This is a genomic window from Undibacterium sp. TJN19, from assembly GCF_049339485.1.
In the GTDB taxonomy this organism is placed as follows: domain Bacteria; phylum Pseudomonadota; class Gammaproteobacteria; order Burkholderiales; family Burkholderiaceae_D; genus Undibacterium.
This window is the reverse complement of the sequence record NZ_JBMPPL010000001.1, coordinates 244272-263757: the sequence shown is the minus strand read 5'-3', so window position 1 is coordinate 263757 and position 19486 is coordinate 244272. Positions and strand designations below refer to the sequence as shown.

The following is a 19486-nucleotide window of genomic DNA, read 5'->3' as shown; positions in this document are numbered from 1 at the left end:
ATATATGTTCAAACTAAAGATCATTATCGGTAGTACCCGTGAAGGCAGAAATGCCGATGCCGTTTGTCAATGGCTGTTGCCATTGACACAGTCGCATGGCGACTTTGATGTCGAGGTTCTGGATTTGCGGGAATGGAATCTGCCCTTTTTTCAGGAGACCATTGCCAGTGTCGGTGATTTCAGCAATCCCACCTATTCTGATCCACTGGTAAAACGCTGGAACGAAAAGATCAGGGAAGCCGATGCCTACATCATCGTCACACCAGAATATAACCGCAGCATGCCTGCTGTGCTGAAAAATGCGATTGATACAGTATTTTTCTCTTTCAGTTTTCGCCGCAAGCCAGTCGCTTTTGTCGCTTACAGCCTGGGCCCTACGGCTGCGGCGCGGGCAGTTGAACATTTGACCCAGATCATGGTGGAAACCGAGGCTATCCCTGTCCGTGCATCGACACTTATCCCGCTGGTGACAACCGCCTTTGATGCGGATGGGCAGGCGACCAACCCGATAACAAATGTGCACCTGAGCGTCATGCTTGATGATCTTGCCTGGCTGGCCAAGGTTTTCAAGAACGCCCGTTCCGAAGTGCAGTCATTGCCATCGGCGCTACGGATCAGGGCAAAGCGTTAGTAATCAAAGTCTTGGATTGAAAAATTCAGGGCTGTTTTGCAGTTTTGTTGCGAGCCGATCTTGAAAAATTACCCATGTAGCGTCGTCGGCACCGCCGCCCGTATCACCTCGATAAACCTGCGCAGGCGTGCGGGGTAAAAGCGTGCATAGGGGTAAACCAGGTGCACGGGCAGCGGGGTGGCCTGCCATTGTGGGGCCAGTTGTACCAGGCGGCCTGTGGCCAGGTCGTCGGTCAGTATCCAGGCTGAACCAATGGCGATGCCCAGGCCTTCCAGGGTAGCGGTGCGCAGCGCATAGAGGTTGTCGGTGCTCATGCGCGGGGTGATGGCCAGGCGTTGCACTTCGCCGGTGTGCATATGGTGCAGGAAGACTTCATTGCGGTAAAAAGTACGCAGCGACAGCCACGGCAGGCCAGCCAGGTCAATGGCCTGCTGCGGTATCTGCCCACCCGCCAGCACAGATGGTGAGGCGACGACGATGCGGGGCACTTCTGCCAGCTTGATGGCGACCAGGGCAGAGTCGGCAATTTCACCGACCTGTATTGCGCAATCTATGCCGTCGGTAATGAAATCTTGCGCCGAGGTGTCATCATGCAGCAGCCATTCCACCGATACCTGCGGATACCGTTTGAGGTAATCAGCCAGCGGCCTGATCAGGCGTTGCTGCCCAAATGCATGCGGTGCTACCACGCGCAGCACACCTTCAGGTTCTTCATTGCTGCCGCGCAGGTCGGATTCAAAAGCGGCCCAGCTGACCAGCAGGTTTCTCGCATGTTCATAACAGCGCTCACCATCGGCGGTCAGCCGCATGCTGTGGGTAGACCGGTTCAGCAGGCGCACACCCAAGAACTGTTCCAGAGATTGCAGGCGGCGGCTGACTGTGGGCTGGGTCGTGCCCAACTGAGCCGCTGCGGCAGACAGGTTGCCTGCTTCCACGATGCGTACAAAGGTTTGCATCAGTTCTATGCGGTCACCGGCACCCGTCATGAGGGCGGCGGTGGCGGCATGGTCTGGAACCTTGATCAGTGTTTTGGTCATACGTTTAATGTATAACAAATCTGCGCGGCCTGCTACTACCGTTTCAAAGTCATGGCGCTTACACTGGGTCTCATAGAAGGGAAGGGTGTCATGCATGCCGTTTCTGCCCCAGTTTTTAGCCGATTTGCATTAAAGAAGGATCAAACCATGTCTTCCATTCATAATTCGCATGACCAAATTACTTTACCGGCAGGCGCTGCCACAGCTGCCAGGCCTGCCGTTGCCATGACGGCAATGCCAGAGGCAGTGCATCAGCAACCGTCACCACCGCTGGTCTTGCTGCTGGCCAGCGGAGCCGGCTTATCGGTGGCTTCGTTGTATTACAGCCAGCCCATGCTGGGCGTATTGGCGACCGACATCGGTGTCAGTAATCTCGATATCGGTTATGTGCCCACCCTGACGCAACTCGGCTATGCGCTGGGCATTTTGTTGCTGGCCCCGCTGGGTGACCGGCATAACCGCCGCAATATCATTCTCGTCAAAGCAGGCTTGCTGGTATCTGCCCTGATTGCGGCGGCGTTTGCGCATTCTTTAGGCGTGCTGTTGCTGGCCAGCCTGGCGATAGGGCTTACCGCCACCATGGCGCAGGACATTGTTCCTGCGGCTGCCACGCTGGCACATGAATCCCGCCGTGGCAAGGTGGTGGGCAAGGTCATGACAGGTCTGCTGATGGGCATCTTGCTGTCGCGTGTGATCAGTGGCTTTGTGGCAGAGCATTTTGGCTGGCGCGCCATGTTTGTCGTAGCTGCTGGCGGCGTTGCTGCAATCGGGGTTGCCATCTGGCGCGGGCTGCCGCATTTTGTGCCAACTACGACCATGTCTTACCGTGCCTTGCTGGGTTCCCTGCTTGAGCTGATACGCCGCTATGGTGCCTTGCGCCGCGCCGCATTGGCGCAAGGCTTGCTGGCGATGGGCTTTGGCGCGTTCTGGTCTACCCTGGCGGTGATGTTGCATGCTGAACCTTTCCACCTCGGCAGTGCCGTGGCCGGTGCTTTTGGCATCGCCGGTGCAGCCGGGGCACTGGCCGCACCGCTGGCTGGGCATCTGGCAGATAAACGCGGGCCGGAACTGGTCACAAAACTCGGTGCCGGCTTGACCGCAGTGTCTTTTGCCGCGATGAACTTCAGTGCCTTGCTGCCACCCACAGCGCAACTGTGGTTGCTGGGCATAGGCACGGTAGGTTTTGACCTGGGTGTGCAAAGTTCATTGATTGCGCATCAGACCATAGTCTACGGCATAGACAACGGTGCACGCAGCCGCCTCAATGCCGTCCTGTTTGTTGGCATGTTCATTGGCATGGCCGCAGGGGCAACGCTGGGTAGTATCTTGCTGGCCAGGTTTGGCTGGACAGGGGTGACAGGCATGGCGACGCTGACTGCGCTGGCGGCACTGGCGGTACGTTTCTGGAAAGTGCCTGCTGCTAAAGTGTGATGTCCATGTTTTGATGTAGTGCGTAGAAGTCTGATTGACAGCAAATTCAAAACCAAAAAACTCACCACAGAGACACAGAGAAGTGCGGAGGAGAATTTTGGTGCAGCTGTTCTGGTTTGTTTTCAGATGTAAAACGATGGGCTTCAAGGCATCGTTTTACATCTTGCCAGCAAGCTTTTCTCTCAACGATTCAAACGGTTACTGGCCTCGATCAGGTCATTATAGGCACGCATCACTTTTTCCTGGCTGCCATCGACCATCCAGGCTGAACCGGGTTTGAGCATCATTTTTTCACCTTCGCTATACGCCTGCTTGTCACGTATGCGCCTGACACGTTCTTTGGCGGCCTTGCGGAAATCTTCGGTTTTTCTTTCCAGCTGTGACCAGCCGCTGGATGCGCTGTCGCTGTTTTTCTTCACATAGGCAATTGTTTCGTCCGCCAGGTTTTCATAATCAGCCAGCAGCTTGCCAGCGGCCACGGCATCGAAAGTTTCTTCGCCCAGCATGCGCATCAATTGCTTGGCCTTGCTCATGAAGGCCATGTGCAGATAGGGTAACTGGCGGCCTTCGGTTTTTTCCAGACGCTGCATTTCTGCATCCAGCGATTGATCATTTTCCGCTTCTATCTGATCAGAAAAGACCGTGCTTTTTTCTTCAAAAGTCTTCATGCTGGCGGCCAGCGGCGCGTGCAGTTTTCGGCCTTTGGCAAAGGCATCATCCTTGTAGTTTTCGCGGCTGTAATACTGTTCGGCGTCTGCCACCAAGGCACCCAGTTCGGCCAGGGCATTGATGTAGCTCTCGGCGGCGGCATCCAGCCTGGGCAAGGCAGGCGAGGCTTTGGCGGTTTGCGCAAAACTCGCCTTGCATCTGCTGATATGGTCGACATCGATTTTATAGAGACCATACACCACCACTTCCTTGCCGCTGGGGCCGTTGCTCATGTCCTTGACCCAGCTGCGGTAACGCGCAATGCTGCGGTGGGTATCACCGTCAAGGCTGTTGTAGCAGGCGATATAGTCTTGCAGCTTGCTGGCTGCCTGACTGGACTTGTCTTCGGCAGGTGTCGTCAGTGGCGGCGTGGCCTGGCTATTGCCAACTGAGGCAGGCGCCGGAGTTGTGCTCGCAAGGCCGGCATTGTCCGGCTTTTTGCTACATGCGGGCAGCAGTGCTGTGGCCGCCAGCGCAAGCAGCAGGCGGATGGTCAGCTTGCTGGCGATATGTGCTGGCGTATGCAATGGCGCATTCATAAATGTCCTGAATGATGAGATGCGCCATCTTAGCTTTTATGTAATTTTAAAGATGCAACAGTTTGTTACAATGCCTGTTGAACAGGCTTAATGCATCACCACCGCCGCATGCGGTTTTTGTGTGATGATGCCTTTCCCGGTCTGGACATCGATCTTGTCCAGCCGGCCTGCCAGTGTCGTCAAGCCCAGCGCACCCACTACCACCAGTGCACCTATCCACGGTGTTGCCATCAGGCCGAGATGGGTGACGATCAGGCCGCCAGCCCAGGCACCGCCTGCGATGCCGACATTGAAGGCGGCGATATTGAGGCCAGAGGCGACGTCGACGGCCTGCGGCGCATCGTGTTCTGCACGTTGTACGACATACACCTGCAAACCCGGCACATTGCCAAAGGCCACTGCACCCCAGGCCAATACGGTCAGCAAGGCCAGCCATTTGTCATGGGCAGTAAAAGTCAGCACCAGCAAGACCAGGGCCAGCAAGGCAAATACGATTTGCAGTGCCTTGACCGGGCCTTTTTTATCGGCCAGTTTGCCACCCCAGATATTGCCAAAGGTAACCGACACACCATATACCAGCATCACCAGGCCGATTGAGGACGCGCTGAAGCCGCTGATGTCCTGCAAGATGGGGGCAAGGTAGGTAAAGGCGATGAAGCTGCCGCCATAGCCCAGCGCTGTCATTGCGTAGACCAGCAGCAGGCGCGGTTTTTTCAGCACGGCGAGCTGTGTCAGCAGGCTTGCCGGGACGCTGCCTGCAATGTGCCTGGGTATCAGCAGGGCGCTGCCAATGACGGCAATCACCCCCAGCAGTGACACTGCCAGGAAGGTCGCCTGCCAGCCGAAATGCTGGCCGATGAAAGTGCCCAGCGGCACGCCGGTGACCAGTGCCACGGTGAGGCCGGTAAACATCAGGGCGATGGCGCTGGCCGCTTTTTCTTTGGAGACCAGGCTGGTCGCAATGGTGGAACCGATAGAAAAAAACACGCCGTGTGCAAGGCCGGTCAGGACCCGGGCGGCCATCAGGGCGGCGTAGTTGGGCGCCAGCCAGGCGACCAGGTTACCCACAGTGAACAGGGCCATCAGCCCCAGCAATAATTGCTTGCGTGGCACGCGGCCGGTCAGTGCGGTCAGCACTGGTGCACCAATGGCAACACCGAGCGCATACAGGCTGACCAGCAGACCGGCCGATGGTACGGATACATGCAGGCTGTCGGCGATGGTGGGGATCAGGCCGACGATGACGAATTCTGTCGTGCCGATAGCAAAAGCGCTGAGTGTCAGCGCCCATAGGGCGAGAGGCATAATCTTTCCTTGCGTTGAAAAAGTAGCCTAGTGTGCGGCAAATGCCAGCAAAGAAAAATCATTGCGGCTACACTAGACTTTTGACTGGGAGTCACGAATGTTGTCAGTAGAGAGCCTGACCGGCTTTGTCGCCGTGGTGGATACCGGGTCGTTTTCCGCTGCGGCAGAAAGGCTGGGGCAAACCCCGTCTGGCGTCAGCCGCACGATTTCGCGGCTGGAAGCGCAACTGGGCATGACCTTGCTGACGCGCACGACACGTCGCCTTGATCTGACTGAAGAAGGCGCATGGCTGCTGCAAAGAGCCAGAAAAATTCTGGCTGACCTGCATGAGACTGAAGAACACTTGCTCGCCAGGATGCCGCAGCCATCTGGCCTGGTGCGCGTGAATGCGGCAACGCCGGTGTTTGATCACATGATCGCACCGCTGGTTGCTGATTTCCTGGAATGCTATCCCCTGATAAGACTGGAACTGGTCAGCGGCGAAACCATCGTTGACCTCATAGAAGAACGTGCCGACCTGGGTATACGCATCGCCCACCTGGCAGATTCCAGCCTGCATGCACGCAGCCTGGGCAGCAGCCGTATGCGGCTGGTAGCCTCACCACAATATCTGGCCAGGCATGGCGAGCCGCAAACCGTGGCTGAGCTGCACAAGCACCGCCTGCTGGGCTTTACGACACCGGTCAGCCTCAATACCTGGCCCCTGAAACTGGCAAGCGGCGTGGAAGGGCTGGAGATAACGCCTGTGGTCAGCGCATCGAGCGGCGAAACCCTGCGGCATCTGGTATTGAATGGTGCAGGCATTGCCTGCCTGGGCGATTTCATGACAGCGACTGACCGTGCCCAGGGGCGTTTGCTGCCGGTGCTGGCCGCATCCAGCGTGCCGTGGGTACAGCCCGTGTGGGCCGTGTTCTACAAACAGGAAGCCATGGCGCCACGCGTAGCGGCGTTCGTGAATTTTTTGGCGACAAGGCTGGCACTGGACAAAAGCTGAAATCAGAAAAGACGTGGCATCAGTCTGACCCATTGCCACGCCTGATGAAGCAGAAATTATTTCAAGCGCTGCTTCAGTTCTCCACCTGCCTGCAACATCGCTGACCGTACTGCCGGTACCGTGCTCAAGACATTCAGCAGGCCAAAGTCATGGATCATGCCTTTGTAGCGCACGGTCGTCACCGCTACACCTGCGCTGTCCAGTTTCTGGCCATAGGCTTCGCCTTCATCGCGCAGGACATCAAATTCGGCGGTTTGTATCAGCGTAGGCGGCAAGCCTTTTAATTGCGCTGTGCTGGCTTGCAAGGGCGATGCATAGATCTCCTTGCGTTTGGCATCATCAGTGGTGTAATTGTCCCAGAACCATTTCATCATATTGCGTGTCAGGAAGTGGCCGTCAGCAAACTGGGTGTACGACGCATTGTCAAAATTGGCGTCTGTCACCGGCCACAGCAAGACCTGTGCACGCAGTGTGGGTTCGCCCTTGTCTTTTGCCATGAGGCTGACCACGGCTGCCATATTGCCACCCACGCTATTGCCGGCCACTGCCAGACGACTACCATCGAGCTGGATTTCTTTTCCATGTTGCGCTACCCATTTGGTCGCCGCGTAGGCCTGCTGTATGGCGACGCCATAAGCTGCCTCTGGTGATGGAGTGTAGTTGACAAACACGGCAGCAGCGCCGGAGCTGGCAACCAGGTCGCGCACCAGGCGTTCATGGGTAGGGAAGTCACCCAGCACCCAGCCGCCACCGTGGAAGAACATGAAGGCGGGCAGGGTTTTCCTGACACCGGCCGGGCGGACGATGGTCAGTTTGATGTCGGCACCATCAACACGGATGGTTTTTTCTGAAACATCAGCGGCGGGTAAAACCAGTTTCACACCGGCCTGCGCACCCACCAGCACGGCACGTGCATCTGCCACGGGCAATTGTTCAAGGGGCTTGCCGCCACTGGCTTGCAGGGCTTCAAGGAAAGCCTGGGTGGTGGGTTCTACACCGGGGCTGCCTGCGGCAAAGGCGCTGGTGAAAGCAAGGCTGATGGCAGTGGCGGTCAGGACGGTAGTAAGCTTGTTCATGGTGGTTTCCAGTTGTTAAAATGTTCGTGTGGACAGGGTGAGAAGAAGGTCGAAAGGCTTAAATAAGCGTCAGTGTCACGTCAATATTGTTGCGGGTCGCATTGGAATAAGGGCAGACAATATGGGCGCGGGCAATCAGGTCCTCGGCCGCCGCCTTGTCCATGCCGGGCAGGCTGATCTTGAGTTCGACTTCGATGCCAAAGCCTTGCGGTATCGCGCCTATGCCAACCATGCCATCGACGGCCACATCAGCAGGCACGGCGATCTTGTCGCGCTGGCCGACAAATTTCATCGCACCGAGAAAACAGGCAGAATAACCGGCGGCAAATAATTGTTCAGGGTTGGTCGCCTGGCCACCAGCACCACCCAATTCTTTTGGTGTCGCCAGTTTGATATCCAGTACACCGTCCGAAGAAACGGCACGGCCATCACGGCCACCTGTGGCTTTAGCATAGGCGCGGTAGAGAACTTGAGCTATTGACATACAAACTTCCTTTCAGTTTATGCAGCTTTTCGGGCTGCGGGGATTTGTTAAAACTGCTGTTACTTCTTGCTTCTTACTTTTTACTTACTACTTATTATTTTTATATTGATACCTATTAAATAGCGCACTACTTTTAAATTTTTATGCTTCAGATTTAAATACGCCAGGCTCAACTCAGCTTCGTGACCATTGCACTTGCAGTCTTGATGCAAGATGAAAATTCAAAAATATAACTACCTATTAAATAGTTCGCTACTTAATAATCATTAAAACAAAAAATCCATTACCTGTTCCTGTACCAGGCAAACCCCTTATGCGTTTTTCAGCAAGGCCGCACGCAGGGCCAGTATTTCATCCTTCAGGCCACGTATTTGTTCTGACGAACATTCGGCAGCACACATGACCGATATCGGCAGGGCGGCAGCTTGCTTGCGCAAATCATTGCCTGCCTTGGTCAGCGAAATAATGACCTGCCTTTCATCTGCTGCGGCACGCACCCTGGTGATCAGTTCCTGTGCTTCCATGCGCTTGAGCAAGGGTGTCAACGTGGCAGAATCCAGTATCAGGCGCGCACCGATATCGTTCACGGTCTGCTGATCCTGTTCCCACAACACCATCAATACCAGGTATTGCGAATAGGTGATGCCCATTTTTTTCAACAGCTTGCGGTACAGCTTGTTCATTGCCAGCGACGTCGAATACAGGGCAAAGCAAAGCTGGTCACCGAGTTGCGGTACCGGTAGTGATTTGGTATTGGGCGTTGTGTTTGGCGTCTTCATGTTTCACATAATAAATAGCGTGCTATTTAATTGCAAGTTATTTTTGAAAAATATTTTGAGAATATCCTGAAGTATCTTTAAGGAAGTAAAGCAGACTGCCGGCCAGAATGGGCGATATCGTGTTATCGCCCATTCTTTTACCATACACCGGTTGCTTAAGGCCCCGCTATTCAGCGCGTCAGCCTGTACAAATAAATCGCTGTCCTGATGGTAGCTTTTTGTATGGATGAGATATCGAGGTCCTCGTCAGGTGAATGCGCACCCCTGCCGGTGGCGCCCAAGCCATCAAGGCTGGCAACATAGGGGGCGACAAACTGTATGTCGCCAGCGCCACGCTCACCGGGGGGGAGCGCCTTGATTTCGCCGAGGCCAGCATCCTTGCTGGCTTTGGAATAAATGTCCAGCAAGGCGAAGTTGCCGGGCGTGGGTGACATTGGCGGATAGTTTTCAGAAAAACTGATGCTGGCGCTGGTACCGGGCAAGTTTTTGGAGACGATATCGCGCATGCGCTCTGTTGCGCGCTTGCCTTGTTCTGCGCTCAGATAACGCAGGTCGCCGTGTACCAGGGCAGATGGTGGGATGACATTGGTCTTGCCAAAGGCAGTCGCTTTGCCGGTCAGGCTGTCATAGGTGATCTCGGTACCGCCGATGATATTGCCGGCATTAAAGGTCAGGTCGGGTTCTATCAATTGCTCACGAAAACTATTGAGTATGCGGGCGGTTTCATAAATCGCGCCATAGCCATTATGCCCAAAGACGGTGGCAGAATGTCCTTGTTTTGCCTTGACGGTGAGGACAAAGCCGCCCGACGCGCGACGGCCTACGGTGCCGGTGGCATTGCCATCGGCATCCAGTGCAGTGCCTTCAAAGGCCAGCGCGGCATCACTGCGCTTGGCAGCATTGATCAGGTCAGCGCGCGAAATACTGATAGGGTGACCGGCACTTTCTTCATCGCCGCTGAAGATGACCTGTATGCGGGTATTGTCGAGTGCACCCACCGCATGCAGGGCGCGCAGCGCTTCTATCATAATGACATCGCCACCCTTCATGTCGTTGACGCCCTGGCCACGCACGCGATTGCCTTTCCTGTCCCACAAACGTACGGGGCTATCTTTTTCAAATACGGTATCCAGGTGGCCTATCATCAGCACGCGCTTGCCCTGCGTACCTTCGCGCTCAGCCAGCAAATGACCGGCGCGGTTCATGGCCGCAGGCATTTCTGACCAACTGGTCTTGAACCCCAGGCCATCCAGCTCTGCACGAAACAGCTTGCCAACTTCGCGCACGCCGTCATGGTTCAGGGTACCGCTATTGATGTTGACGCTGCGTTCCAGCAATTGCAGGGCCGCATCAGAATGGCCTTTGACGGCGGCAATGATTTGCTGTTCGGCAGGCGATAAATCTTCTGCCTGCGCAGCGCCATGCGCGACACAGGTGAGCAGGCCAAAGCCAGAAATAATTGCGCGTAACATTGCAGTTTTAGGAAACATGATGCGAGCCTTTCTGTTGCGGATATAAGGTGTAGGTCAGTCGAAGTTTATTAGGAGCTTAGTTGGCATTCAGTGCGATGAGACGGTTTCATTAATGTACACGAATTTGTTCTCTTACAGGCATTGCCCTATTTGTGATCCGGTATCATGAAGGCGTGAGCATTCTTTTTGCTGAATGCGGCACTCAGCCGGTTTGCCAGTGTCATCACGTCGTCAAATGAATTGGCCGATTGTGTCGCCAGCCCATTGCGGATGGCATCGATTGCCGTGTCGCCGCAATAACCCCGGTTCGCACATAGCACCAGGCCGCGGGTGGAATTGGTGCCGCAATCCAGGCCCAGATTGCACATGGCCAGGTCTTGCGCCAGGTATAGTTTGTTCTTGTCTCCCTGGCTGACATACCATTGGCCATCAAAATAATGGGCCGTCTGATCTGCACCCTGCTTGTCTTTGATCATCACAAAAGGGGACAGCAGATTCAGTTCAAGAGCATCTCCATTGACCAGTATGGCATTGATGGCAGCAAGTTTTGCGTCAGGCGTTTCAGCGACCAGCAAGTTGTGGTGCAAAGCAACCTGCGGGTCTGCATCATAGGGCTTGCGGCTGTCAAATGCAGGCATCTGTTCTTGTGCAGTTTTCAGTTCTTGCACCGACATATCACAACGCGCAGCCAGTGCTGACTGCGCCTGGATCTGCGCGGCGATGGCAGATTTGACATCTGCCTTTACCTGAACTGGGTCAGGCGGGTAAGGGAAGTTCCTGCATATTTCCAGCACATAGCCTGCATACAAATAGCCACCCAGTTCGGGATGCTTTTGTGCTTCATATACAAAGGCACGCAAGCTCTGGCTGCGGTTCAGCAAATTCAGCATTTCCTGATGCATGACATTGCCAGCTGCTGCTGAAGCCGGGCTTTGTAGCAGGGGCTGTGTGCTGGAATTTGTCGCAATGACTGAGTCTTGCCGTGGCAGTTGCGCGGTGCTGTTCTGTCTTGCCTTGTCCGCTGTGTCACTCGCCACTTCTGCCGGGCTTGCGAAATACATGACGCAGCCTGTGATTGCAGACAAGGCCAGCGCTGCGGCTACCGTAAGGATGGTTTTTCTTTGCACTGCGAGGCCCTGACTTTTAAGGTGCCACTATTATCTTATGAAATTGAAAATAGTAGTGTGGCCTGGCCTGACAGGGACAATTTGTTACACAAAGCCTTGATGTTTAGGCGCGCACAAATAACGCGAATGTGTGGAATAAAGTTCCTGAGATGTGTGTGAGATGTGTGCGAGAGATATGCGATTACACTACGTTAATCGCACTGATGGGCTACCGGCTACGCGTATCAAAAAGGGTGGCGCGACACCCTGCATGCTTTCACCTTATCACCCGCATTGCGCCGCCACTTTGTCTGGTCCTGAACACGGATACCGCACTCATCAACTCGCCTGACTGGTCATTGAGGCTGCTGGCGGCAGCGGCCATTTGTTCGACCAGGGCAGCGTTTTGCTGGGTGGTTTGATCCATGAGGTTGACGGCCTGGCCGACCTGGGCGACACCGCTGGATTGCTCTGCACTGGACGCGGTGATCTGGGCGACGATTTCGCTGACCTTGCGGATGGAGCCAACCACTTCGGCCATGGTACTGCCAGCGAGATCGACTTGTTGTGTGCCTTTGCCTACCGCTTCGACGCTACTGCCTATCAGGGATTTGATTTCCTTCGCGGCTTCGGCGCTGCGTCCGGCCAGGGAGCGCACTTCGCTGGCGACGACGGCAAAACCGCGGCCCTGTTCACCTGCACGGGCGGCTTCGACAGCGGCATTCAATGCCAGGATATTGGTCTGGAAGGCAATGCCGTCAATGACGCCGATGATATCCTGGATTTTTTTGGATGATTCATTAATGCCGCGCATGGTACCTACGACCTGCTCGACGACTTCACCGCCTCTGGTGGCGACCGCTGAAGCCTGGGCGGCCAGTTGATTGGCCATTTTCGCGCTGTCGGCATTGTGGTTGACGGTGGAATTGAGTTCTTCCATTGACGCTGCGGTTTCTTCCAGTGAGCTGGCCTGGCTTTCTGTGCGGTTGCTTAAATCCATGCTGCCGGTGGCGATTTCATTGGTAGCCTGGGCAATGCCGGTGGCAGAGCCACGTACGCCATTGACGAGTGATTCCAGCGATGTCTGCATTTCTTGCAACACGCCCATGAGGCTGTCGTCACCGGCATTATTGTCTATGTTTTGCGCCAGATTGCCTTTGGCAATATTGGCCAGCGCATCCCTGGCCTGGGATGGATCACCGCCAAGTTCCTTGTGCAGGGTTTTCTGGCAATAGAAGGTCAGGAAGATGGCGACCAGGCTGGCCAGCAGCGCCAGGCAGATCGACAGCGTGACGACGAAGCCCACCTTGTTGTTGACGTTGGTGTGCTCTTGCGCAGAGCGTTTGGCGGCCTCATCACGTTGCTTGAGCAATTCAGTGCGCAGGTTGCGCCAGGCGGGAGTTTCTTCGGTATTGAGTACGGGGGCGGCATCCCCTTTTTCCTTGATGATGGACACGATTTTTTCTTGTGACTGGGCGTGGATGGCCCTCAGTTTCGGCAGTTCAGCCAGGTTCTGTATCGTGCCATTGAGTGCTGATACTTTCTTGGCTTCTTCAAAGGCCTTGTCATAGGCGACTTGCGCCGCCAGAAAATTGTCCACGCCTTTTTTATTTGAGGGGTCCAGCACGACGTTTCTGAGCGCCTGCCCCATTTGCAAACCCTGGGCATACATTTCAGAGATGTTTCTTTCTATCGCCTGTTCAGTTGAAATATAGTTATCAAACTGGCTGCGTGTCGACATCAGCGAGGTAATGGCGGTGGCCAAGCCTATGGCAAACAAGACGGCGGGTATGGCAGAACACAGGACGATCTTGGCAGAAAATTTCATGCTGACTCCATCATGCCGGTCGCCTTGGGTAGGCAGCCGACGGTATTGGTTAAATGACGATCTGGCACTGGTATTGTCAGAGTGTATCAAATAGGTGGCATGCGTCTGTTAAATATTTTTAATTGGCAATATTGACTTGTACCGTCCATGATTGATCGTCAGTGTTATGTACGCCAGAGTACAAATCAATTGTGTTGCAAGCCCGGTTTCAGCATCGCGACCGAGGCGTCATCTGCTTTCTTTACACTCATGCCAGCACTGGTCTCGCCTGCTTCATGAGTACGCAGTTGCAGCATCAAAACGTCCAGCCCGTGCATTGTGCAGGTTTGCATCAGGCTTTGATCATCATGCAGGTGATAGTGATCTACCAGCCTGTAGAAACCGTCAGTCATCATCAGCAGGCTGCTTGCTCCTGCCAGGCGGACAGGATGCTCACGCGCTGCAAAACGGCCTTGCGGGTGCATGCAGACTATGGATGGCTGCATGCTCATGTTTTGTGCCACACGACGTTCTCTTAACATGGGCAACAGCCTGGCCCAGCGGGCCTGTTCATCCAGGCCTTCGTGCTTTAGCTGTTCAACGGCGGCTTTGAGCAGGCCTTCTTGCGGGTTTTCATATGGGTCAAGATCAGTCACATGGCCCTCAGCATTGAGCAAGAAAGTCTTGCAGTCCCCCAGGGCGTACAACCACGCATCGATACCATTGGCCTGCACGCGTAACCAGCTGAGTGCGGCAATTGGCCATGCGTAGCAGGGCATGGCAGCAGCGACCAGGAGCGCATGGTGCCGCTCATGCAGTGCATGCAGGGCCAGCGTCATGCTGTCGCCCTGGCTGGTCATGGGCGTGGCGACGGTTTCAAGTGCTGCTGAAAACTGCTGCACAAACCAGGCCGGGTCACCCAGCGCGGCATCAAGGTAATCGTGACCAGAGACTGAACTGGCGCCATCAAACACCAGCAAATCCAGTGTCCCATCGCCATGCGTGAAGCTGGTGACCAGGTCTTCGTTTCTGTCGGGTCTGGCGGCGGTGGAGAGGGTCTGTATTTCCATGAACAAGGCATTTTGATGATATGACTGCCTAGCATAACGCATTGGTGCATGGATGGTCAGAGGTGGGACTGTCGATGTAGGGGAAATGTACCCTTGCTGGCGACCCAGCGACTCGGCTACTATTGCCTGGGGAAGTCTTTGAGCTTGCCGGCGCGCAAGCCATCCAGCACGGTAGCCTGGTTGCCTTTCAGCTTGTTGAGCTGGGTGCTCAATGCGGGGATGATGTCGGCATTGTTTTTGTGCAGGTAATGAAAAACCTGCATGGTGTAGACTTCATACGACCTGAAGTCGCTTTCACTGAACTGGTTTGTCAATATGGCGTCCTTGATGACTTCATACGCACCCAGCAGGGCAGTGATGCGGCCGATCTTGAGCATGCGCACCGCAGCCGCATGGTCATTGATGACAACGATATTGGTCCAGCCCCGGGTTTCAAATTCAACCCGCCTTGCCCCACGGACGATGCCAACCGACGGCAATCTGGAGGCTGCCTCCAGGCTGACAGGTGCTTCGGTGCTGTCTTTGAGCACGAAGGCGCTGCCTGAATAATTGAACATGGGGACATCGACCTTGATGAGGTTGGGGTGCCCCGCTTCTATTGAAGAATCGCGTACGACTTCACCATCGAGCTGGCCGTCATTGGCTTCGATCAGCGCGCGCAATGCCGGCCTGTTGACGAAACTGAGCTTGATGCCCAGCGCAGCATAGGCCAGTTCCAGCGCATAACGGGTTTGCCGCATTTCAAGTCCATCGACAAATACAGGCAGGATGATGCTGCGTTTTGCCGTCGCTGGCAATTCATCTGCCTTGCAGGGCATGGCAGTATTGACCAGCATGAGGCTGCCCAATATTGCGCAAACCCTTGAAATCCACAACTCAGGCAAGGTGCGCCTGCCAGTCATGAGGGCAGCAGGTCATTGAATTCACTTCTGTCCATGAGGTGGTACTCACGCGCATCTTCTTCTGTGATGAGTTTGATGTCTTCTACATGGGCCTGGCCTATTTTCCAGACACCCTTGCGGTCATGCGCCTGGCTGGCGGCGTCTTCCATTGCAAAGGAGCGTTCTTCCGTAATGAGAGTGTTGCCTTTGTATAGTGCACTGATCGATTCTTCGCTGAAATATTGTGCGCTGAAACAGGTTGCCCACAGATCAAGCTTTAATTCATCTTCCCCGCTTTTATCGATGAGGTATTGATCAATGCCTGCGATCAGTTTAATGATGTCTTTTTTAATTTCCAGGGCTTTCTTCGCCCATGTTACAAACGGTTGATCCATGTGCCCGGTCAATGCATCTTTGCCAGCTTTTTTAAGGCCGATGTTGACGCTTATTTCAGCCACCAGTCTTCCCATATAGGTGTCAAGCACCACTTTAAGGGCAGTCCTGATTAGTTTCAGTTGATCAGCAGGAATTTCGCCTTCGCTTTCAGGATATCTTGAAGTCAATTTCTCCAGCGGAGTGAAGTTTTTGTTGAGGCGGCTCAGCAGTTCAGCAAGGCGCAAGTGTTTGGGATCGCCCCAGCCAGTACGGTCGCCGGTGGCAAAATCTCCTTCCCCCCAGTAACCGGCATCTTCACCCAGTTCAGATTTGGTATAGGTGCTTTCCTTGACGCGCCTGGGGTCTGATTCGTCGTGGTTCTCGCCCACCACATTCAATTTACCTTTGACCAGTGCACGTTGTGCGACCGTGCTTTGCACGCCGGTATATGCGTGGGCAACTGGCGCGCTATCGCCATCAATATGCAGTTGCATGGCTTTGGCCCCCATCACATCGGCTTCGGCTTCCAAAGCCTGATCATCATTGACGGCGACACCGGTCTTCATTTGCAGCGTAGGGCGTACGCGCCCCTGAGCCTGCTGCACGACATGCCAGGCTTCATGCGGCAAATGTTGTTCCTGGCCCGGTGCGACGTGGATATCGCTGCCCTGGGCATAGGCATGCGCCTGGAGCTGCGCAGGTTTGTCTGAATTGTAGTACACGCTGACATGATCCAGGCTCATGCCGGAAAGGGATTCCACGCCAGCCTTCAGTTGGCGTGGCAGACCGGTCCGGTCTGGTTTGACGGTTTCAGCCAGTCTGGCTTGCAGAGGCTCTTCATCGGCCATGCGCTGGACGGGCTTGTGCCGGTTTGCTGACGCATGCGCCATCAACTGTGCTAACGCTTTCATTTGCGTGGCGCGCGGGCTGTTTGCCATCAAGGCAGACTGTGTCTTGAGTTGCATGGCCTGGGTGCTGCGGTCGGCATGGTCTTGATGCATTTGCAGGGCCAGGCTCTGCGGGCGTTGATCGCCCTGTGTCAATACAGGCTTGCTGTGCTGCGTGGCTGCTTGTTCTGTCTTGCCCGCAGGGCCGGGTATGGCAGTTTTCATTCTATGCGCTCCGGTTTCCCGGCCGATGTGAACATCGCGGGAAGGTAAATTCGCAAGGATTTCGTGGAATTTTTTGCAAGGCTTTGAGTATGAAATGAGATTGCTGTATTTGCAATGATTTTATTGGCTGCTGTAATAATTCTGCAAATCAGGGTCTGTCAATCTTGTATGCTTTTTTCATATTCCTGCGGTGACATGCCCACCAATTGCCTGAAATCACGAATGAAATGGGCCTGGTCGAAATAGCCAAGTTCCAGCGCCAGCCCACTCCAGCTGATGGTCTTGCCTTCCTGCACCTGTGCCACTGCTTCATGCAGGCGGTAGCGACTGATGACCCATTTCGGGCCTATGCCTACATATTTCTGGAACAGGCGTTGCAGGGCGCGTTTGTCCAGACTTGCCAGTGTCATCAACTGTTCTACCGAAGTGATATCACGGTCACTGGCGATGCGGGCCAGCAGGCTGCTGACGCGTTTAACCTGGCTGTCAGGTGCAGGCAACTGCTGTAGCAGAAATTGTTCTGCCAGTTTGTACATGGTGTCGAAATCCGGGCTGGTCAGGATTTGCCCACACAGGCTTTTCCCAGCTTCTGCAAAGCAGGCACTGATATCGATGGACTGGTTTTCCAGCGTGGCAATCGGCTGGCGGTAAAACGGATAAAAACCACCGGCCCTGAACTTGATGCCAAACACGCGATCCTGGTCGTGCAGGTGTTTGATGAAGCGCGCAGTATGCACGCCATAGATGCGCGCCTGACCTGCTTCAAACACCAGTTGCACATTTGGGTGGGGCAGGGTTTCTTGTTGTTGCGCAGACAGGCCGCGCAAATCCCAACTGACAAACCAGTAATGCTCAATCAGCCCAGCCAGCGCTGGCGAAGGCAGGCGACGGTGATGCTGGAATTCACCTTGCGGCAGGCTGGGGCGCAGCACGCCGCGTGGTTTGCCTGGTGCCGGGGAGGTATCCGGTATCTCAGATGCCAGCGATGCGGCTGGTGTGGCTGGTGTGGCTGGTGTGACCGATGTGGCCTGTGCTTGTCGCGTTTTTCCTATCATGCCGTTTTCATATCCTGTGTAATGTGCCCTGCGCACAGGAAGAAGCCTGTGCTATTTCATTTTAACGGAGCAGGGTAATGACAGCTAAAATTCATCGTCTGGCAACATATGCCATTGTACTTTTTTCTTTTGCCTGGCAAGCCGCCGCGCAGGCGCAGATTACTTTAAAGGAGGGCAGTAAAATGTCAGTGACCGGTACATTTGAAGTCAAACTCAGTCCTCAGCCTGCAGCGGCTAGCATCGCCGCTGCCAACCTAGGGCGACAAACCATAGACAAGCAATTTCATGGTGAACTGGAAGCCCATAGCCTGGGTGAAATGATTGCGGCTGGCACGGCCACGAAAGGATCAGCAGGCTATGTCGCCATTGAACGCGTGACCGGCAGCTTGCAGGGCAAAAAAGGCACTTTCATCCTGATGCACACAGGTGTCATGAACCGTGGCATACCGCAATTGACGGTGCAGGTCGTGCCTGATTCAGGCACCGAAGAATTGCTGGGCATCAGTGGGCAGATGCGCATACAGATCACCAATGGGCAGCATTTTTACACCTTTGACTATCAGTTGCCTTAAGCGTTACCGTGGGCGTTACCCCAGCGCTTGCCATAGGGAAAGCGCTGATGACGCATCGCGCTTGGCTTAATCAGCGCTTCGGGAATTTTTTGCTCAGATTTCGCCCAGCAAGGCCCTGACATAATTGATGGGCGCATGGTCAGCCATGGAACGAAAGCCGACATTGGCCAGCTTCCAGCTTGATTCGATCAGGTATTCAGCCTTGGCGACGGTCTGGTCGGCCAGGATGTCGGCAGCTGTCATGTCGGGCATGATGCGGCCATGTTTGTCGATGTAGTGTAGGCCGCGCAGGTGTTTGTAAAAGATGGAATCGGGCGGCAGGAAGCTGACGAGATCCGAGCAATCGACATAGCGCGCAACATCACGGCCGATAAAGGCATCGGCAAATTGCCCGTCACCAACACGTGGTGAGCCGAAAGTGACCAGATGGGTCTTGGTATATTTGGCCGCTGCCAGGGTGGCCAGCGCCGCGCCCAGGCTGTGGCCACTGATCCAGATGATGCTTGCCTGGCAGGCTGATATCCATGCATCGAGCTCAGCCTCTATGCTTTGAAATGCCTGCAGGAAACCCAGGTGTACCTTGCCACGGTCGCCCCAGGTCACAGGCAAGAATTCGCCATCCTTGATGATGTCGCTGAGGTCATCGGTTTGCGTGCCGCGAAACACCAGGAAAGCTGATTGACCATCCTTGCTGGTGGTGGCAAAGGCTTGCGTGCCCGTCGCGGCATTCTGAAAGAACTGGGCCGACGAAAATTGCGCATCATGCAGCGTCTTTTTCAGGTCGGCCAGATGCGGGTCGCCTTTTTCAAAACGCGTATAGGCCAGTCTTGACAGTTCTGCGCAGGCCGCATGCCGTGTCCATTTTTTGTCCGCATTCAGCAGGGCGGGTTGCAATTCTGGATGATACAGGGCGGTTTTGGTGGGATCGTAGTCCATGCTTCACCTTGATGTTGACAAGCCGGGCCAGCGAATTTGTTGACCAGAACTCATTTCTTCATTCAAGATAAGGTATTGTTAAGTAATAGGCAATGAATTTTTGCGCGTAACCGGAG

At 54.8% G+C, this 19486-nt stretch carries 18 protein-coding genes; 4 read left to right on the top strand and 14 right to left on the bottom strand.

Translation table 11 applies throughout. The features are described from left to right. The first annotated feature begins 4 nt into the window (after positions 1 to 4). Positions 5 to 631 (top strand): NADPH-dependent FMN reductase, encoded by a 627-nt coding sequence (locus ACO0LH_RS01200; protein ID WP_422939213.1) that lies wholly within the window; start codon positions 5 to 7, stop codon positions 629 to 631. 68 nt (positions 632 to 699) lie between these two features. Here ACO0LH_RS01200 and ACO0LH_RS01195 read toward each other — a convergent pair whose 3' ends face one another. Then, entirely contained in the window at positions 700 to 1668 is a 969-nt protein-coding gene (locus ACO0LH_RS01195; RefSeq protein WP_422939212.1) for a LysR family transcriptional regulator, read from the bottom strand. 147 nt (positions 1669 to 1815) lie between these two features. Between ACO0LH_RS01195 and ACO0LH_RS01190 the strand changes: the two genes are divergently transcribed. Continuing rightward, positions 1816 to 3099 carry an MFS transporter gene (locus ACO0LH_RS01190; protein WP_422939211.1) on the top strand — a complete coding sequence of 428 codons (1284 nt, stop codon included), beginning with the start codon at positions 1816 to 1818 and terminating at the stop codon, positions 3097 to 3099. A 182-nt stretch (positions 3100 to 3281) separates the two neighbouring features. Here ACO0LH_RS01190 and ACO0LH_RS01185 read toward each other — a convergent pair whose 3' ends face one another. Together ACO0LH_RS01185 and ACO0LH_RS01180 are read right to left on the bottom strand one after the other, a co-directional pair. Then, on the bottom strand, positions 3282 to 4346 hold the full coding sequence (locus ACO0LH_RS01185; RefSeq protein WP_422939210.1) for a YiiG family protein: 1065 nt from the start codon (positions 4344 to 4346) through the stop codon (positions 3282 to 3284). Between the two features lie 87 nt (positions 4347 to 4433). Continuing rightward, a complete protein-coding gene (locus ACO0LH_RS01180; RefSeq protein ID WP_422939209.1) occupies positions 4434 to 5651 on the bottom strand; it encodes an MFS transporter in 1218 nt (405 codons plus the stop codon). Positions 5652 to 5748: 97 nt separating this feature from the next. On the opposite strand from ACO0LH_RS01180, the gene ACO0LH_RS01175 reads away from it, so the two are divergent. Continuing rightward, positions 5749 to 6645: a LysR substrate-binding domain-containing protein gene (locus ACO0LH_RS01175; RefSeq protein WP_422939208.1), complete on the top strand. Its 897-nt coding sequence runs from the start codon at positions 5749 to 5751 to the stop codon at positions 6643 to 6645. A gap of 56 nt (positions 6646 to 6701) precedes the next feature. On the opposite strand, the gene ACO0LH_RS01170 is transcribed toward ACO0LH_RS01175, so the two are convergent. The 10 genes from ACO0LH_RS01170 to ACO0LH_RS01125 all read right to left on the bottom strand — a co-directional run bounded on the left by ACO0LH_RS01170 (position 6702) and on the right by ACO0LH_RS01125 (position 17862). After that, on the bottom strand, positions 6702 to 7721 hold the full coding sequence (locus ACO0LH_RS01170) for an alpha/beta hydrolase (RefSeq protein ID WP_422939207.1): 1020 nt from the start codon (positions 7719 to 7721) through the stop codon (positions 6702 to 6704). 58 nt (positions 7722 to 7779) lie between these two features. Continuing rightward, positions 7780 to 8205 carry an organic hydroperoxide resistance protein gene (locus tag ACO0LH_RS01165; RefSeq protein WP_422939206.1) on the bottom strand — a complete coding sequence of 142 codons (426 nt, stop codon included), beginning with the start codon at positions 8203 to 8205 and terminating at the stop codon, positions 7780 to 7782. A gap of 311 nt (positions 8206 to 8516) precedes the next feature. Further along, a complete protein-coding gene (locus tag ACO0LH_RS01160) occupies positions 8517 to 8984 on the bottom strand; it encodes a MarR family winged helix-turn-helix transcriptional regulator (RefSeq protein WP_422939205.1) in 468 nt (155 codons plus the stop codon). A 170-nt stretch (positions 8985 to 9154) separates the two neighbouring features. Continuing rightward, positions 9155 to 10474, bottom strand: coding sequence for a M20/M25/M40 family metallo-hydrolase (locus ACO0LH_RS01155; protein WP_422939204.1), 1320 nt, complete (start codon positions 10472 to 10474; stop codon positions 9155 to 9157). A 128-nt stretch (positions 10475 to 10602) separates the two neighbouring features. Further along, a complete protein-coding gene (locus ACO0LH_RS01150; RefSeq protein ID WP_422939203.1) occupies positions 10603 to 11583 on the bottom strand; it encodes a hypothetical protein in 981 nt (326 codons plus the stop codon). A gap of 256 nt (positions 11584 to 11839) precedes the next feature. Continuing rightward, on the bottom strand, positions 11840 to 13390 hold the full coding sequence (locus tag ACO0LH_RS01145; RefSeq protein WP_422939202.1) for a methyl-accepting chemotaxis protein: 1551 nt from the start codon (positions 13388 to 13390) through the stop codon (positions 11840 to 11842). Between the two features lie 185 nt (positions 13391 to 13575). Continuing rightward, positions 13576 to 14439 (bottom strand): hypothetical protein, encoded by an 864-nt coding sequence (locus tag ACO0LH_RS01140; protein ID WP_422939201.1) that lies wholly within the window; start codon positions 14437 to 14439, stop codon positions 13576 to 13578. Positions 14440 to 14558: 119 nt separating this feature from the next. Then, on the bottom strand, positions 14559 to 15341 hold the full coding sequence (locus ACO0LH_RS01135) for a hypothetical protein (protein ID WP_422939200.1): 783 nt from the start codon (positions 15339 to 15341) through the stop codon (positions 14559 to 14561). Beyond that, entirely contained in the window at positions 15338 to 16807 is a 1470-nt protein-coding gene (locus ACO0LH_RS01130; RefSeq protein ID WP_422939199.1) for a DUF4157 domain-containing protein, read from the bottom strand. Before ACO0LH_RS01130 ends, ACO0LH_RS01135 begins: the two co-directional genes overlap by 4 nt. A gap of 158 nt (positions 16808 to 16965) precedes the next feature. Next, positions 16966 to 17862 (bottom strand): AraC family transcriptional regulator, encoded by an 897-nt coding sequence (locus ACO0LH_RS01125; RefSeq protein WP_422939198.1) that lies wholly within the window; start codon positions 17860 to 17862, stop codon positions 16966 to 16968. 77 nt (positions 17863 to 17939) lie between these two features. Between ACO0LH_RS01125 and ACO0LH_RS01120 the strand changes: the two genes are divergently transcribed. Further along, a complete protein-coding gene (locus ACO0LH_RS01120) occupies positions 17940 to 18434 on the top strand; it encodes a DUF3224 domain-containing protein (protein ID WP_422939197.1) in 495 nt (164 codons plus the stop codon). 93 nt (positions 18435 to 18527) lie between these two features. Here the strand turns inward: ACO0LH_RS01120 and ACO0LH_RS01115 are convergent, their stop codons facing one another. Then, entirely contained in the window at positions 18528 to 19370 is an 843-nt protein-coding gene (locus tag ACO0LH_RS01115) for a lipase family protein (protein ID WP_422939196.1), read from the bottom strand. Positions 19371 to 19486: the final 116 nt, after the last annotated feature.

Bases quoted from the DNA above. Each gene is read 5' to 3' on its own strand.
- ACO0LH_RS01200 (WP_422939213.1), top strand. From the start codon at position 5: ATGTTCAAACTAAAGATCATTATCGGTAGTACCCGTGAAGGCAGAAAT.
- ACO0LH_RS01195 (WP_422939212.1), bottom strand. From the start codon at position 1,668: ATGACCAAAACACTGATCAAGGTTCCAGACCATGCCGCCACCGCCGCC.
- ACO0LH_RS01190 (WP_422939211.1), top strand. From the start codon at position 1,816: ATGTCTTCCATTCATAATTCGCATGACCAAATTACTTTACCGGCAGGC.
- ACO0LH_RS01185 (WP_422939210.1), bottom strand. From the start codon at position 4,346: ATGAATGCGCCATTGCATACGCCAGCACATATCGCCAGCAAGCTGACC.
- ACO0LH_RS01180 (WP_422939209.1), bottom strand. From the start codon at position 5,651: ATGCCTCTCGCCCTATGGGCGCTGACACTCAGCGCTTTTGCTATCGGC.
- ACO0LH_RS01175 (WP_422939208.1), top strand. From the start codon at position 5,749: ATGTTGTCAGTAGAGAGCCTGACCGGCTTTGTCGCCGTGGTGGATACC.
- ACO0LH_RS01170 (WP_422939207.1), bottom strand. From the start codon at position 7,721: ATGAACAAGCTTACTACCGTCCTGACCGCCACTGCCATCAGCCTTGCT.
- ACO0LH_RS01165 (WP_422939206.1), bottom strand. From the start codon at position 8,205: ATGTCAATAGCTCAAGTTCTCTACCGCGCCTATGCTAAAGCCACAGGT.
- ACO0LH_RS01160 (WP_422939205.1), bottom strand. From the start codon at position 8,984: ATGAAGACGCCAAACACAACGCCCAATACCAAATCACTACCGGTACCG.
- ACO0LH_RS01155 (WP_422939204.1), bottom strand. From the start codon at position 10,474: ATGTTTCCTAAAACTGCAATGTTACGCGCAATTATTTCTGGCTTTGGC.
- ACO0LH_RS01145 (WP_422939202.1), bottom strand. From the start codon at position 13,390: ATGAAATTTTCTGCCAAGATCGTCCTGTGTTCTGCCATACCCGCCGTC.
- ACO0LH_RS01140 (WP_422939201.1), bottom strand. From the start codon at position 14,439: ATGGAAATACAGACCCTCTCCACCGCCGCCAGACCCGACAGAAACGAA.
- ACO0LH_RS01135 (WP_422939200.1), bottom strand. From the start codon at position 15,341: ATGACTGGCAGGCGCACCTTGCCTGAGTTGTGGATTTCAAGGGTTTGC.
- ACO0LH_RS01130 (WP_422939199.1), bottom strand. From the start codon at position 16,807: ATGAAAACTGCCATACCCGGCCCTGCGGGCAAGACAGAACAAGCAGCC.
- ACO0LH_RS01125 (WP_422939198.1), bottom strand. From the start codon at position 17,862: ATGATAGGAAAAACGCGACAAGCACAGGCCACATCGGTCACACCAGCC.
- ACO0LH_RS01120 (WP_422939197.1), top strand. From the start codon at position 17,940: ATGACAGCTAAAATTCATCGTCTGGCAACATATGCCATTGTACTTTTT.
- ACO0LH_RS01115 (WP_422939196.1), bottom strand. From the start codon at position 19,370: ATGGACTACGATCCCACCAAAACCGCCCTGTATCATCCAGAATTGCAA.